16 protein-coding genes are annotated in these 13,814 nt (G+C 73.1%); 6 read left to right on the top strand and 10 right to left on the bottom strand.

What is annotated here, in order from left to right:
- Positions 1-35: 35 nt before the first annotated feature.
- Positions 36-203 carry a hypothetical protein gene (locus LHA35_RS01100; protein ID WP_226603429.1) on the top strand — a complete coding sequence of 56 codons (168 nt, stop codon included), beginning with the start codon at positions 36-38 and terminating at the stop codon, positions 201-203.
- Positions 204-210: 7 nt separating this feature from the next.
- Here the strand turns inward: LHA35_RS01100 and ptsP are convergent, their stop codons facing one another.
- From ptsP to LHA35_RS01075, 5 genes are all read right to left on the bottom strand, one after another.
- Positions 211-2,103 carry a phosphoenolpyruvate--protein phosphotransferase gene (gene ptsP / locus LHA35_RS01095; protein ID WP_226603427.1) on the bottom strand — a complete coding sequence of 631 codons (1,893 nt, stop codon included), beginning with the start codon at positions 2,101-2,103 and terminating at the stop codon, positions 211-213.
- Positions 2,093-2,362, bottom strand: coding sequence for an HPr family phosphocarrier protein (locus LHA35_RS01090; RefSeq protein WP_226603510.1), 270 nt, complete (start codon positions 2,360-2,362; stop codon positions 2,093-2,095). The genes ptsP and LHA35_RS01090 overlap by 11 nt, the downstream gene beginning before the upstream one ends.
- Before the next feature lie 65 nt (positions 2,363-2,427).
- Complete coding sequence (locus LHA35_RS01085) at positions 2,428-2,868, bottom strand: PTS sugar transporter subunit IIA (protein WP_226603425.1); 441 nt, start codon at positions 2,866-2,868, stop codon at positions 2,428-2,430.
- On the bottom strand, positions 2,865-3,917 hold the full coding sequence (gene rapZ / locus LHA35_RS01080; RefSeq protein ID WP_226603421.1) for an RNase adapter RapZ: 1,053 nt from the start codon (positions 3,915-3,917) through the stop codon (positions 2,865-2,867). The genes LHA35_RS01085 and rapZ overlap by 4 nt, the downstream gene beginning before the upstream one ends.
- Positions 3,914-4,372 (bottom strand): HPr kinase/phosphorylase, encoded by a 459-nt coding sequence (locus LHA35_RS01075; protein WP_226603419.1) that lies wholly within the window; start codon positions 4,370-4,372, stop codon positions 3,914-3,916. Before LHA35_RS01075 ends, rapZ begins: the two co-directional genes overlap by 4 nt.
- Before the next feature lie 93 nt (positions 4,373-4,465).
- Here LHA35_RS01075 and LHA35_RS01070 point away from each other — a divergent pair, with 93 nt between their 5' ends.
- Positions 4,466-5,407 (top strand): threonine/serine dehydratase, encoded by a 942-nt coding sequence (locus LHA35_RS01070; RefSeq protein WP_226603417.1) that lies wholly within the window; start codon positions 4,466-4,468, stop codon positions 5,405-5,407.
- A 148-nt stretch (positions 5,408-5,555) separates the two neighbouring features.
- Here LHA35_RS01070 and LHA35_RS01065 read toward each other — a convergent pair whose 3' ends face one another.
- Together LHA35_RS01065 and LHA35_RS01060 are read right to left on the bottom strand one after the other, a co-directional pair.
- Entirely contained in the window at positions 5,556-6,359 is an 804-nt protein-coding gene (locus LHA35_RS01065) for an undecaprenyl-diphosphate phosphatase (protein ID WP_226603414.1), read from the bottom strand.
- Positions 6,360-6,585: 226 nt separating this feature from the next.
- Positions 6,586-7,677: a TRAP transporter substrate-binding protein gene (locus tag LHA35_RS01060; RefSeq protein ID WP_226603411.1), complete on the bottom strand. Its 1,092-nt coding sequence runs from the start codon at positions 7,675-7,677 to the stop codon at positions 6,586-6,588.
- A 30-nt stretch (positions 7,678-7,707) separates the two neighbouring features.
- On the opposite strand from LHA35_RS01060, the gene LHA35_RS01055 reads away from it, so the two are divergent.
- The 4 genes from LHA35_RS01055 to folE all read left to right on the top strand — a co-directional run bounded on the left by LHA35_RS01055 (position 7,708) and on the right by folE (position 11,766).
- Complete coding sequence (locus tag LHA35_RS01055) at positions 7,708-8,403, top strand: DUF1275 family protein (protein ID WP_226603409.1); 696 nt, start codon at positions 7,708-7,710, stop codon at positions 8,401-8,403.
- A 173-nt stretch (positions 8,404-8,576) separates the two neighbouring features.
- The gene (locus tag LHA35_RS01050) at positions 8,577-9,656 is read left to right on the top strand and encodes a TRAP transporter substrate-binding protein (RefSeq protein ID WP_226603406.1); all 1,080 of its coding nucleotides are present in this window, start codon (positions 8,577-8,579) and stop codon (positions 9,654-9,656) included.
- 89 nt (positions 9,657-9,745) lie between these two features.
- Positions 9,746-10,963, top strand: coding sequence for a polyhydroxyalkanoate depolymerase (gene phaZ, locus LHA35_RS01045; RefSeq protein WP_226603404.1), 1,218 nt, complete (start codon positions 9,746-9,748; stop codon positions 10,961-10,963).
- Positions 10,964-11,124: 161 nt separating this feature from the next.
- Entirely contained in the window at positions 11,125-11,766 is a 642-nt protein-coding gene (folE, locus tag LHA35_RS01040; RefSeq protein ID WP_226603402.1) for a GTP cyclohydrolase I FolE, read from the top strand.
- Between the two features lie 255 nt (positions 11,767-12,021).
- Here the strand turns inward: folE and LHA35_RS01035 are convergent, their stop codons facing one another.
- The 3 genes from LHA35_RS01035 to LHA35_RS01025 all read right to left on the bottom strand — a co-directional run bounded on the left by LHA35_RS01035 (position 12,022) and on the right by LHA35_RS01025 (position 13,618).
- Positions 12,022-12,282 carry a hypothetical protein gene (locus LHA35_RS01035; RefSeq protein WP_226603399.1) on the bottom strand — a complete coding sequence of 87 codons (261 nt, stop codon included), beginning with the start codon at positions 12,280-12,282 and terminating at the stop codon, positions 12,022-12,024.
- A gap of 122 nt (positions 12,283-12,404) precedes the next feature.
- Complete coding sequence (locus LHA35_RS01030; RefSeq protein ID WP_226603396.1) at positions 12,405-12,998, bottom strand: DUF6455 family protein; 594 nt, start codon at positions 12,996-12,998, stop codon at positions 12,405-12,407.
- 236 nt (positions 12,999-13,234) lie between these two features.
- Positions 13,235-13,618: a RidA family protein gene (locus tag LHA35_RS01025; protein WP_226603392.1), complete on the bottom strand. Its 384-nt coding sequence runs from the start codon at positions 13,616-13,618 to the stop codon at positions 13,235-13,237.
- Positions 13,619-13,814: the final 196 nt, after the last annotated feature.

The following is a 13,814-nucleotide window of genomic DNA, read 5'->3' as shown; positions in this document are numbered from 1 at the left end:
CAACGGCCATCGCCCTGCGGCGTTCCCCCGGGGCGATGGCGAATCCCTGGACGAAGAAGAACCCGCTGCTCAGCCTCTGGCTCAGCGCCGCCAATGCCTGGGCCGGTGCGGCGCGGGGGGTGATGACCGCGGCGGCGAAGCGGGAGATGGCCAGGGGCGTGAAGGTGCCGCCGCGGCGCAAGGCGAAGCGGAAAGGCGGGTGAGCCCGCCCTATCCCTTCTCCGCCCCCGCCCCGAACTCCATGACGAGTTCATGGATCCGCTGCGGGTCGGACTGCTCCATCACCCGCCGGGCGAAGCGCGCGCAGTCGCCGATATCGAGCGCCCGCACCGCCTGCTTCACCCGCGGGATGGCGCTGGCATTCATCGACAGGCTGCGGATGCCGAGGCCCAGTAGCAGCGGCACCAGCCGCGGGTTGCCCGCCATCTCGCCGCAGACGGAAACCGGCATGCGCAGCCGCAGCGCGGCCTCGGTCGCGAATTGCATCAGCCGCAGCACCGCCGGGTGCAGCGGGTCGTACAGGTGGCTCACCTCCGCCTCCGCCCGGTCCACCGCCAGGGTGTACATGGCGAGGTCATTGGTGCCGATCGCGAAGAAATCCGCCTCCAGCGCGATCGCATCCGCGGCCAGCGCCGCCCCCGGCGTCTCGATCATCACGCCGAGCTCGGGCAGCTTCTCCGGCACGTGCACGCCCTTGCGCTTCAGCCGCTTCGCCACCTTCTCATAGATGTCGCGCGCCTCCTTCACCTCCGACGGGTTGGTCACCAGCGGCAGGAGGATGCGGACATTGCCGCGGTCGGCAACGCGGAGGATGGCGGCGAACTGCGCCTCCAGCAGCTCCGGCCGCTTCAGCAGCAGCCGGAGGCCGCGCAGACCGAGCGCCGGGTTGGGCCCGGCATGGGTCGGCGCGATGCCCTGGCTCAGCGCCTCCATGTCCTTCTCGCCGCCCCAGTCCAGCACGCGGATGGTGACGGGGTCGGAGCCCATCGCCTCCAGCACCTCGGCATAGGCCTGGGTCTGCGCCTCCTCGTCCGGCAGGTCCTCCCGGTTCATGAAGAGGAATTCGGTGCGCAGCAGCCCGATGCCCTGGGCGCCGGCCTGGGCGATCAGCGGCAGCTCGGCCGGGATCTCCAGATTGGCCTGCAGCTCCACCGGCTCGCCATCCGTCGTCACCGCCGGCAGGCGCCGCAGCTTGGCGAGCTTCGCGCGCTCCCGCGCGAAGGCCGTGAGGGACTCCCGCCCCTTCTCCAGCGCCGCCTCGCCCGGACGCAGCACGATGGTGCCGGCGCTGCCGTCCAGCACCGCCTGGTCGCCGCGCTGTGCCGTCTCGGTCAGCCCGACGCAGCCGAGGACGGAGGGGATGCCCAGCGCCCGCAGCATGATGGCGGTATGGCCATCGGCCCCGCCCTCCTCGGTCGCCACGCCCGCGATGCGCGCGGGGTCGAGCAGCGCGGCATCCGCCGGCGTCAGCTCCTCGGCCACCAGGATGGCGCCCTCCGGCACCTCCTTCAGGCTGCGGAAGGGGGTCGCGGTCAGGTTGCGGGTCAGGCGCTTGGCGATCTCCCGCACCTCGTCGGCGCGGCGCCGGAGGCCGGCGCGGTCATCGTCCTTCGCCGCCAGGATCTGCGCCGCGATCGCCTCCGCCTCGTCCCCGACCGCGGTCTCGGCCGCGAGCAGCTCGGCCTCGATCCGTCGGCGCGCCCCGCGCAGCAGCCGGGAATTGCCCAGCATCAGGATGTAGGCGTCGAGCAGCGGCGCCAGCTCCTCCTGCGCCTCCTCGGGCAGGATGCCGAGCCGGGCCTTCAGCTTGCCCAGCTGCTTGCGCGAGAGCGCGACGGCATCCGCCAGGCGCTGCCGCTCCGCCTCCACCTGGCCAGGCAGGATGGCGCGGCGCGGCGCCTCGGCCGGGATCTCGTTGGTATCATAGACCGGGCCGATGGCGATGCCCGGGGAGATGGGGATGCCGCGGACGGCGTGCTCACGCGTCCGGCGCGCGGTGGCCCGCCGCGGCGCCTCACTGCCCCGCTCCCCGACGCGGTCCGCGCCCCGCTCCGCGCCGCGGGCGATCAGCCCGGCCGGTGCCTCGGCCTTCTCATTCTTCATGGAAGCCGGCCTCGATCAGGCCGGCCACCGCCTCGAGCGCCTCCTTGGCGTCCCAGCCCTCGGCTTCGATCTCGACCGTGCTGCCCTGGCCGGCCCCCAGCATCATCAGCCCCATGATGGAACAGGCGGGCACCCGCTGCCCGTCGCGCGAGACATGCAGGCAAGCGGAGAAGCGCTCCGCCAGCGTCACCAGCTTGGCCGCGGCGCGGGCATGCAGGCCGCGGCTGTTCCGGATGGTCAGCGTCTGCCGCAGGACCATCTCTCCCTCGCCGCAGCCGCAGCCGGCATGGGAGCCAGAGTCGATCGGCTGGGTCGCGGTATGGCTCACGGCTTGTTTCCTCCGTTGGCGCCGCCGTTCACCCGGGCGACCCCGTTCGGGATGTCGCCGGCGGCGGCGATGTATTTGCGGCCGGCGGCCGCGGCATGATCGACCGCCTCGGCCAGCGGCTCGGACGAGCGGATCTTGGCGAGCTTGACGAGGAGCGGGAGGTTCACCCCGGCGATGACCTCCACCTGCTTCCGGTCAGCCAGCGAGACTGCCAGGTTGCAGGGCGTGCCGCCCATGATGTCGGTCAGCACCACGACGCCATCGCCCTGGTCCACCGCCGCGATGCTCTCGCGGATATCCTGCCGGCGCCGCTCCATGTCGTCGTCGGGGCCGATGCAGACGGTGGCGACCGCGCGTTGCGGGCCGACCACATGTTCCATGGCGAGCCGCAATTCGTCGGCGAGCCGGCCATGGGTAACGAGAACCAATCCGATCATGGGGTGCGCGTCAGGGCCTCCCGACCCCCCGCCCCGTCCGAATGAGTCGGGGCGGTATCTCCATCGGCGCCCGCTCGCGGATCGAGGGGGGCCGGATTGCGGTGGCCGGGTAGCGCCCCCGGGTCCATCCCGGCAAGCGCTGCCTGAGCAAGTTCCCGATGCGTCACGTCCGCACGCCAACCCGCCCCACGGAGATGGTCTGCCAAACGCTCCGCCACAAGGACCGACCGGTGCTTGCCGCCGGTGCAGCCTATTGCAACCGTAAGGTATTTCTTGCCTTCCGCCACATAGCGCGGCAGCAGCGGATCGACGAAGCCGAGCAGGCGGGTCCAGAAGCCGGGGAAATCCGGGTCGCCCTCCACATAGGCGGCGACCGCCGGGTCCCGCCCGGTCTGCGGCTTCAGCTCCGGCACATAGTGCGGATTGCGCAGGAAGCGCACGTCGAAGACCAGGTCCGCCTCGCGCGGCAGGCCGCGCGGGAAGCCGAAGGACATCACCTGGATCGAGAGGCCGGGCGTCCCTTCCGGCCGGAAGCGCCGCTCGATCATCTGCCGCAGCCCCGGCAGCGGCAGGTCGGACGTATCGACCACCAGGTCGGCCGCATCCCGCAGCGGGGCCAGCAGCGCCGATTCCCGGGCGATGCCGTCGCTGACCCGGCTGCCGAGCGAGCCGCCCGGCGCCAGCGGATGGCGCCGCCGCGTCTCGGTATAGCGGCGGAGCAGCACGGCATCCTCGGCGGTGACGAAGACCAGGGTCACCGTGATGCCGCGATTGCGGCGGAGCCGCGCCAGGGTGGTCAGGGCCTGGGTCGGGATGAAGCCCCGCGTGCGGGTGTCGATGCCGGCGGCGATCGGCTCGTCGCCGTCCTCCACCAGTTCCTCCAGCACCTTGAGCGGCGGGTTGTCCACCGTCTCGTAGCCGAGATCCTCCAGCACCTTGAGAATGGAGGCCTTGCCGGCGCCGGAGAGGCCGGTGACCAGCACCACCGGGCGGGCGCCCGGCAGCGGGGCGCGCGGCCTTTCGGCCAGCGGGTCGGGCGCGCCGCTCATGCGAAGGCCCCCGCCCGCTGCCGGGCGCGGCCGAGGACCAGGTCGAGGGCAAGGCCGAGCTTGGCGGTGGCCGAGGCCTCGAAGGGGTCGAGCCGGATGGCCGGCAGGGCAATGCCGGCATCCGCCCAGCGCTCGGGCTCCGGCAGCCGGGCGATGCCGGAGCGGGCGACGAGGCGGACGGCCAGCCGGATCGGCGCCGGCGCCGCCACCTCCAGGTCCTGAAGAATGCCGAGGCCCCGCACCTCCAGCATGCCGCGCAGCGCCTCGGGCGGCGCGGCGCTGAGCCTGCCGGCCTCGGCATGCAGGGCCACCTGGTCGTCGGCGACCAGCCGCCATCCCTCATGGATCAGGCGCAGCACGAGATCGGACTTTCCAGACCCTGGGGGACCGAGCAGCAGGACGGCTTCCCCCTCACGGGCGACTGAACTGGCATGGAGCAGCATCCGGGTCGCCACCAAGCAGGCGACCGACCATGGCAGGAATCCGGGGGGCTTCCAAGGGGAGGCGCGGTTGCCTCGCGCGGTCGGGCATGCCACCCGTGGCACATCATGTCCATCCATCCGAACCGTGACGAGATCCGGGACGCCGCCCGGCGCATCGCCCCCCATGTCCGGCGCACGCCGCTGCTGCGGCTGGCCGGGGCCGATCTCGGCCTTGCCCATGATATCGTGACGAAGCTGGAATTGCTTCAGGCCAGTGGCTCCTTCAAGCCGCGCGGCGCCTTCAACCGGATGCTGTCGCGCGGGTTGCCCGGCGCCGGCGTCATCGCGGCCTCCGGCGGCAATCACGGTGCCGCGGTCGCCTATGCGGCGCGGCGGCTCGGCGTGGCGGCCGAGATCTTCGTGCCGGAGATCACCGGCCCGGCCAAGCGGGCGCGGATCGAGGGCTATGGCGCGCGGCTGGTGGTGGGCGGCGGCGCCTATGACGAGGCACGGCAGGCGAGCGAGGCCCGCGCGGCGGAGACCGGCGCGCTGATGATCCATGCCTATGACCAGGAGGAGGTGCTGGCCGGCCAGGGCACCGTCGCGCTGGAGTTCGAGGAGGACGCGCCGGGGCTGACCCATGTGCTGGTGGCGACCGGCGGCGGCGGGCTGATCGGCGGCATGGCCGCATGGTATGCCGGCACAGGTGTCCAGGTGGTGAGCGTGGAGCCGGAGGGCTGCCCGACGCTGGCCACCGCCCTGCGGGAGGGTCGGCCGGTGCCGGCGCCGGTCGGCGGCGTCGCGGCGGACAGCCTGGGCGCCCGGCAGGTGGGCGCGCTCATGTTCGCGGTGGCGAAGGACCATGTGGCGCAGGCGGTGCTGGTGCCGGATGCGGCGATCCGCGCGGCGCAGCGGCTGCTGTGGGAGGCGGCGCGGGTGGTAGCGGAGCCGGGCGGGGCGACGGCGCTGGCCGCGCTGCTCTGCGGCGCCTGGACGGCGCCGGCGGGGGCGCGGGTCGGCGTGCTGGTCTGCGGCGGGAATTGCGAGCCGGGGAGCATCCTGGGATAGGCGCGGGCCGGGGCGCGCCACCGGCACCGGCCCCTCGGGCCGCATGCCGCCCCGCAGCAAGGCGGGCGCTTCCCGGTGCCCCCGGCCCGGCGGCACGGCCCCGGCGCCCCTTCGGCCGGCCGCCATGGGCCGGCCATGCCGCCGGGCGCTACCGCGCCAGCAGCCAGGCCAGCATCACCGTCCCCAGCCCGATCCGGTACCAGCCGAAGGGCGTGAAGCCGATGCGGCCGATCACCGCCAGCACCGCGCGCACCGTGACCAGCGCCACGACGAAGGCCGCGGCGAAGCCCACCCCGATCTGCCCCAGCCCCTCCGGCGCGAGCTGGTCCCGCACCTTCACCAGGCTGAAGACGGTGGCCGCCAGCATGGTCGGGATGGCCAGGACGAAGCTGAACTCCGCCGCCGTCTTCCGCTCCACACCCAGCAGCAGCGCGGAGATGATGGTGGCGCCGGAACGCGAGGTGCCCGGGATCATTGCCAGCGCCTGGCCGAAGCCGATCAGCAGCGCCGGCACCAACCCGATCTCCGGCACCGAGCGGATGGCGGGGACCCGCTGCATCCGCTCGATCAGGATGATGGCGATGCCGCCGATGATGAGCGCGATGCTGACCACCCAGGGGCTGAAGAGCAGCTGGGTGATGGTCTTGTGCATGGTCGCGCCGATGATCGCGGCCGGCAGGAAGGCGAGCAGCAGGTTCATCGCGTAGAACCGCTCCAGCCCCGGCCGCCACATGTTGCGCACCAGGCCGAGCAGCGTCGCGCGGTACACCCAGATGACGGCGCAGATGGCGCCGAGCTGGATGGAGATCTCGAACACCTTCCCGGGCGGGCCGTGGAAGCCGATCAGCTCTGCCAGCAGGATCAGGTGGCCGGTCGAGGAGACGGGCAGAAACTCGGTCAGGCCCTCCAGCACCCCCATGGCAAGGGCGGAGAGCAGGGCAGCGATGTCCATGCAGGGGGCGGTCCCGGGAAAGGAAAGGCGGAGATACCGTCGGCGGGCCGGCGCCGTCCAATGCGGGGATGGCGGGCCGCCATGCGCGCAAGCCTTGCATCCGGCAGGAAGCCGGCAAGCTTGTCGGTGTTGATCGACGCCCCCGGCCGGGCGCCTGCCAGCGGGCGGGCGGCCCGCGCCGCCCGGGTGGACCCACCCGGGCGGCGCCCGCCCTATCGCAGTGCCCTCAGCGCTGCGCCGCCGCCGGGAAGGCGAAATTGTCGAAGCTGTTCTCGGCCACCCGGAACCACTGGTACTGCTCGTCGCGATAGGCGCGATAGGCGGTCCAGATGCGCTTGAAGCGCTCGTTGCGGCCGGACATCTCCTCGTACAGCCCGTGCGCCTCCCGCCAGGAGGCCTGGAGGATGTCGCGCGGCCAGAAGCGGAGCTGCGCGCCGGCCGCGATCAGCCGGCGCAGCGCCTGCGGGTTCAGGTGGTCGTAGCGCGCCAGCATGTCGGCATTGGCCTCCTGCGCGGCGACCTCGATCGCCGCCTTGTAGGCGGCCGGCAGCGCGTCCCAGGCGCGCTGGTTGATGATGACATGCAGATGCGCGCCCGCCTCCCAGAAGCCCGGCGCGTAGTAGTTCTTGGCGACCCGGACGAAGCCCAGCTTCTCGTCGTCATGCGGCCCGACGAACTCGACGGCATCGAGCGTCCCGCGCTCGAGCGCCGGATAGATGTCGGAGGCGGCGATCTGCGTCGGCACGGCGCCGAGCTTGCGGAAGATCTCGCCGGCCAGGCCCGCGACGCGGAATTTCAGGCCGTTCAGGTCCTGGAGCGAGCGGATCTCGTTGCGGAACCAGCCGCCCATCTGGGCGCCGGTATCGCCGGCCGGGAAGCCGACGATGTTGTAGTCCCGGAACAGCTCGTTCGCCAGCTCGGCGCCGCCGCCATGGGTCAGCCAGGCCATGTTCTGCCGGGCATTCAGCCCGAAGGGGAGCGCGGTGAAGAAGGCGAAGGAGGGGTCCTTGCCGGTGTAGTAGTAGACCGGCGTGTGCCCGCCCTCGATCGTGCCGGCCTGGACCGCGTCCAGCACCTGCAGGCCGGGGACGATCTCGCCCGCCGGGAAGAAGCGGATCTGGAAGCGGTTGTCGGTCAGCGCCGCGACGCGCTGGGCGATGCGGTCGCCGGTGCCGAACAGGACATCCAGATTGCGTGGGAAGGCGGAGGAGATGCGCCAGCGCACCTCCGGATTGGCCTGGGCGATGGCCGGCGTGGCGAGCAGGGCCGGCGCGGCGGCGGCGCCGAGGACAAGGCGCCCAAGGGGACGGCGGTGCATGGCGGATCTCCCGGAAGGAACGGCGGTGTAATGCGATTGATCCCGGCGGAAAAGCCCGTCCTTCCCAGGGTTTCCGGCCCGCCCCCGGCCAGCCCCTGGGCGGCGGTGCCGCTGGTCGCGCTGGCCGGCTGCGTGGACGCCATCGGCTGGCTGCGCTTCGACCAGCTTTTCGTCAGCTTCATCAGCGGCACCAGCACCATGCTCGGCATCGCGGCGGCCGAGGCGCAGGCCGGCCGGGCCAGGGCCCTCGGCGTGGTGCTGGCGCTCTTCGCGGCAGGCGCGCTGGCCGGAGCCGTGCTCGGCGCCCTGGCCGGGCGCTGGCGCAGCCCGGCGGTGCTCGCCCTGGTCGCGGCGCTGCTGACCACCGCGCTGCTCACCCCCACCGGGGCCGGGGCGCTGCCGCCCGCCGCCTGGGCCATGGTGCCGGCCATGGGCATGCTGAACACCGCCCTTCCGGGCATCGGCGGCGTCACCTTCGTCACCGGCGCGCTCGCCCGCAGCATGGAGGGGCTGGTGCAGGCGCTGCGCGGCCGGGCGCCGCATGCCGCCTGGGCGCAGCAGGCCACCTGCTGGGCGGCGATGGTGGCGGGCGCCCTGCTAGGCGCCCGCCTGCAGGCGGCCTGGGGCGATGCGGCGCTGGCGGTGCCGGCGACCGCGGCGATGCTCGCCACCCTGCTCGCGGCGCTAGAGCAGATCGCGGAGGGGCGTGAACGCCCCGCAGCGTGAATCTGCTCTACCGACAATGACCTGCAGCGGATTGGCGTTCAGTTTTGAACGCAATCCGCTGTAGCCGCCCTGCGGCGCTGAGGGGGTCCGCCAACATTCTGTTGCGGGGCAGGCAGGGCACCGGCAGGCTGGCCGGCAAGCGCCCGCAGGGCGCGACCGAAGGGAACGTCCGCATGAACCGCCGCCACCTCGTCGCCGGCACGGCCGGCGCCGCTGCGCTTGCCGCGCCCATGCTCGCCCATGCCCAGCCGCGGCTGCGCTGGCGCTGCCCGAACAGCTTCCCGCGCACGCTCGACACGCTCTACGGCGCGGCCGAGATCGTGGCGCGGCGGGTGCGGGAGATGTCGGACGGCGCCTTCGAGATCACCGTCTCCGCCCCCGGGGAGGTGGTGCCGGCGCTGCAGATCCTGGATGCGGTCGGGCAGGGCTCGGTCGAATGCGGCTTCACCTCCGCGCTGTTCTATTTCGGCAAGGACCCGAGCTTCGCCTTCGGCTCCGCCCTGCCCTTCGGCCTCAACAGCCGCCAGAATTTCGCCTGGCTGAACTATGCCGGCGGGCGGGACCAGCTGAAGCCGGTCTTCGCCGAGGCGAATATCTGGCAGATCCCCGCCGGCTGCACCGGCGCCCAGATGGGCGGCTGGTCGAAGCGGGAGCTGAAGGGGATCGAGGACATGAAGGGCCTCAAATTCCGCATCGCCGGCATGGGCGGCAGCGTCATGCAGAAGCTCGGCGTGGTGCCGCAGCAGATCGCGCCGACCGACATCTACCCGGCGCTGGAGCGCGGCGTGATCGACGGCGCCGAATATATCGGCCCCTATGACGACGAGAAGCTCGGCTTCGCCCGGGTCGCCCGCTACTACTACTATCCGGGCTTCCAGGAAGCCGGGCCGAACACCGACTTCATGGTCAACCTGCGCGCCTGGGAGGCGCTGCCCGCGGCCTACAAGGGCATGCTGGAGACCGCCTGCGCCGAGGCCTATCACGCGACGGCCGCCAAATACGACGTGCTGAACCCGTCGGCGCTGCGCCGGCTGGTGGCGCAGGGCACGCAGCTCCGCCCCTATCCGCGGGAGGTGATGCAGGGTCTCTACAAGGCGGCGCAGGAGCTCTATGCCGAGATCGGCGCGCAGAATGCCCGCTTCCGGCAGATCCATGAGCACTGGGACCGCTTCCGGGTGGAACAGGTGCAGTGGTTCCGGGTGGCGGAGGACAGCCTGGCGAATTTCCAGGCGGTGGCGACGGCGCCGCGCTGACGCACCGGGGGCCAGGCGGTCCTGCGGGACCTCCCGGGGCCTCGGGCGTTGCAACCGCCCAGGCCCAGGCATTCGAGGACCCCTCGCCCGTGCTCTATCCGCTGCATCACGCCCAGGAGGAATGGCTTGCCCGCCTGCGGCCGCTTGCCCGGCAGGCCGCCGGGCTGCTGCGCGCCGTCGAGGCGAACGGGCCGGGGCCCCTGCCCCTGGCCCAGGCGGCGGCCGCGCTGCAATTGCTGGAGGATGTCGGCACCACCCATCGCAAGCCGCCCTTCGGCCTGACCCGCGCCCGCACCCGCCAGGGCGTGGTGGCGGTGCGGGAGGAGGTGGTGCAGGCCGCCCCCTTCGGCCGGCTACTCCGCTTCGTGAAGGACACGCCCCGCCCCGGCCCGCCCGTGCTGGTGGTGGCGCCGCTCTCCGGCCATTTCGCCACCCGCCTGCGCGGGACGGTCGCGGCGCTGCTGCCCGACCACGAGGTGCATGTGACGGACTGGACGGATGCGCGGACCGTGCCGCTCCCGCTCGGCCGCTTCGGCCTGGACGAGCAGGTGGCGCAGATCATCGCCTGGCTGGAGGCGATGGGGCCGGGCGCGCATCTGCTCGCCGTGTCACAGCCCGCGGTGGCGGCGCTGTCGGCCGCCGCGCTGATGGCCGAGGACGGGAACCCCGCCCGGCCGCGCAGCCTGACCCTGATCGCCGGGCCGGTGGATCCCCGCATCGCGCCGACGCGGGAGGGGGCGCTGGCCAGCGCCCTGCCGCCCGCCTGGTTCGAGACGATGGAGGTGGCAACCGTGCCACCCGGCTTCCCCGGCGCGGGGCGGCGGGTGCGGCCGGGGGCGCAGCAGATGGCGGGCTCGGTGCTCGCCGACCTCCATACCCATCTGGCGGCGCAGCTCGCCCAGCTCCGCAACCTGACGCAGGGCGATGCGGCGGCGGCGGCGGCGCATCGCCGGCGCTATGACGAGTTGCGGTCGGTGATGGACGTGCCGGCGGAGCTCTATCTCGACACCATCCACCGGGTGTTCCGCGGGGCGGAGTTGGCGCGGGGACGGATGGAATGGCGCGGCCGCCGGGTCCGGCCGGAGGCGATCCGCGACACCGCCCCGCTGGTGGTGGAGGGGGACGGGGATGGCGCCTGCCCGCCCGGCCAGGCCCGCGCCGCCTTCGATCTCTGCCGCGGCCTGCCGGCCGGTCTGCGCCGGCACCATGTCCAGCCCGGCGCGGGGCATGACGCGCTGTTCGAGGGGCCGGCCTGGGCGCGGGAGATCTGCCCGCTGGTGCGGGAGGTCATCGAGGCGAGCGGCTGAACCGGTGCGGCAGGGCGGCCCTGGGCGGGGGGCAGGGCTGCGGCTAGGCTTGCCGGGCCAGTATTGCGCGCCCGCCGAATCGACCCATCTGCGGGACGAAGAGGGCGCCGGACGGTCAAGCGACCGACCACCGGACGCCCCAGGCCCGAGGATCCCGCATCGTGAACATCCAGACCCCGCCCGCCGAGATCGTCCCGACCAATGCCTCGCTCACAGGGCGCCCGACGCGGGAGGAAGCCGAGGCGGCGGTGCGCACCCTGCTGCGCTGGACCGGCGACGACCCGGACCGGGAGGGGCTGATCGACACCCCGGCGCGCGTGGTGCGCGCCTATGAGGAATTCTTTGCGGGCTACGAGACCGACCCGGTGGAACTCCTCGCCCGCTCCTTCGAGGAGACGGACGGCTATGACGAGATGGTCGTGCTGCGCGACATCCGGCTGGAGAGCCACTGCGAGCACCACATGGTGCCGATCATCGGCCGCGCGCATATCGCCTATTTGCCGGCCGGCCGTGTCGTCGGCATCAGCAAGCTTGCCCGGGTGCTGGAGGTCTATGCCAAGCGCCTGCAGATCCAGGAAAAGCTCACCGCGCAGGTGGCCAACTGCATCAACGACGTGCTGAAGCCGAAGGGCGTCGCCGTGGTGATCGAGGCGGCGCACCAGTGCATGACCACGCGCGGCATCCACAAGCCGGGCGTCTCCATGGTGACCAGCCGCATGCTCGGCGCCTTCCGCGACGATGCCTCCACCCGCCGGGAATTCCTGGCGATGATCAGCGGCCAGCGCGGCGGGCTCGAGGGATAGGGCGGATCACGGCGGGGCGAGGCCGCCCCGGCGCATCGATCTGCCCTGCGGATGATGGCCTGCAGCGGTGCCGGGCATCGGGCCCGCCCCATCGCGCCTGCGCTTCGGCGCCGAGCCGGGTGCCACGGTCAGGCGGGCGGCGGCAGGCCTGCCTCGCCGCCCTCGGCGCCGCGTCGCATCCCGGCCGGACCGGCGATCCGGCGCGGCCGGCATCCGTGTCCGTTCACGGCCGGTTCCATCCGCCGACGACCCGCGTCAGCAGTCGCGCCGGGCATAGGCGGCGGCGCGCTCCGCACGGTTGGCGTCCCGGCCGGTGCCGCTGACCGCGGCGCGGCCGGCGGCTGCCTGCGCCTCGCTCACCGCCTCGGCGCAGTAGCTGTCCCGCACCACCGGCGTCGCCTGGGTGGCGTAGGGCGAGGCCTGGGAATAGACGGGCGGGGCGCTGACCTCGCGGCGCACCGTGCAGGCGGACAGCAGCACCGCCAGCAGCAGGAGGGGCAGGACGGGTTGGCGCATCTCTCGGGATCCTTCCGGGTGTGCAGCGTGCCTCAGCGCGCGGCATCCCCCGCGGTTCCCTGCCGGGCCGTCACGCCGCCCCGCGGCAGGACCGGAAGGCCCGTGCCGGCCCGATGGGCGCCTCACGCGCCCGGCCGCTCCGCCCGTGGCCCCAGCGCCGCGAGAAGCCGCGCATTCGGACAGAAGGCCGGCGGCGCCTCGGCGCCCGCCATGTCGGAGAGGAAGCGTCTGCACCGCCCCGTCCCGGTGCAGCTGGCGCAGCACATCGCCGCCGCCAGCATCTCGGCCGGGAAGCGCGCCTCGGCCTCCGCCTGGTCCAGACCGAAGCGCTGCAGCATCGCCGCCAGATAGGTGTCCAGGCGTTCCCGCACCCGGGATGCGGCCCCCGGATCGAGGCCGAGAGCCTGCGGCACCGCATCCCGCGGCGGAACGGCATCCTGCGCCGCGGTCCCTGCCGGGCTGCCCGGATAGGCATCGAGGAAGTGGTGCAGCGCAAGGCCCAGCCGGGCGGCGCCCTGCGGGTCGCCATGCCGGCAGGCCGCCGCGACCTCATCGAGGATCATCTGCCGGATCCGCCGCCTGCCCTCCGGCGTCCCGCACAGGGACCACCCCATCTCCAGCGCGACGATCTCGGGCAGGTGCTCATGCCGGGCGAGGGCCGCGACCTGCTCCGGCGTGAGCCCGCTCAGTCCCAGGCAGTCATTGTAGGTCAGCATGGACGCCTCCCCGACCCATGCCCCAGCATGCGGGAGTTATCGGGCGACCGCCTTGATCTGGTGCAAGGGGGGCGGAGCCACCGCGGATCGCGTTCAGGACTGAACCTCCATCCGCCGCGGCTTTCTGTTCTTCGGGCCGATTCACGCCTCCGGGCGTTCGCGGCCTCCCGCGATCCGCGCCGGGCCCACCCCCTTCCGTTCTCCTGCGGGCGGGACGCATCCTCCGCCCCAACGGGTCACGCCGCCGCTTCCGCCTCCACCTCCACGACGAAGCGCGGGTCGGCGAGGCCGGCGACGATCAGCAGGGTGCTGGCCGGGCGATGCTCCCCCTGCCAGGCGCCGCGCTTCTCCCGCCAGGCGGGGATCAGCGCCGGGTCGGTCAGGAAGACGGTGACCTTCACCAGATTGGCCGGGCTCATCCCATGTGCCGCCAGGATGGCACCGAGATTGGCCAGCGCCTGGTCGATCTGCGCCGCGCCGCCCTCGGCGATGGTGCCGTCCGGCGCGGTGCCGACCTGGCCGGAGATGACGAGGCGGCGCCCCGGGTTGGTAACCAGCACGGCATGCGAATAAGCCCCCGGCTTGTGCACGGTGGGCGGGTTGGACAGTTCGATGGGCATAGGATTCCTCCCCAGGCTTGGCCGACTCAGGCGGGGTCCGGGGGTCGCCTGCCCCCTGCCGCCGAGGGAGTTTGAAAGGATCCGACCTGGGACGTCCAATGCCCAGTGACCTCGGGTCAAGGCCGGACGGGGGAAACCCGCCCGCACCGGCGCTGGCCGCGAGGCGCACGCGCCGCCGGCCGACACGACCTGCTCC

The organism is Roseicella aerolata, assembly GCF_020523605.1.
Taxonomy (GTDB): Bacteria; Pseudomonadota; Alphaproteobacteria; order Acetobacterales; family Acetobacteraceae; genus Paracraurococcus; species Paracraurococcus aerolatus.
The sequence above is the reverse complement of the archived record's forward strand: the minus strand, read 5'-3'. Positions and strand labels throughout refer to the sequence as shown.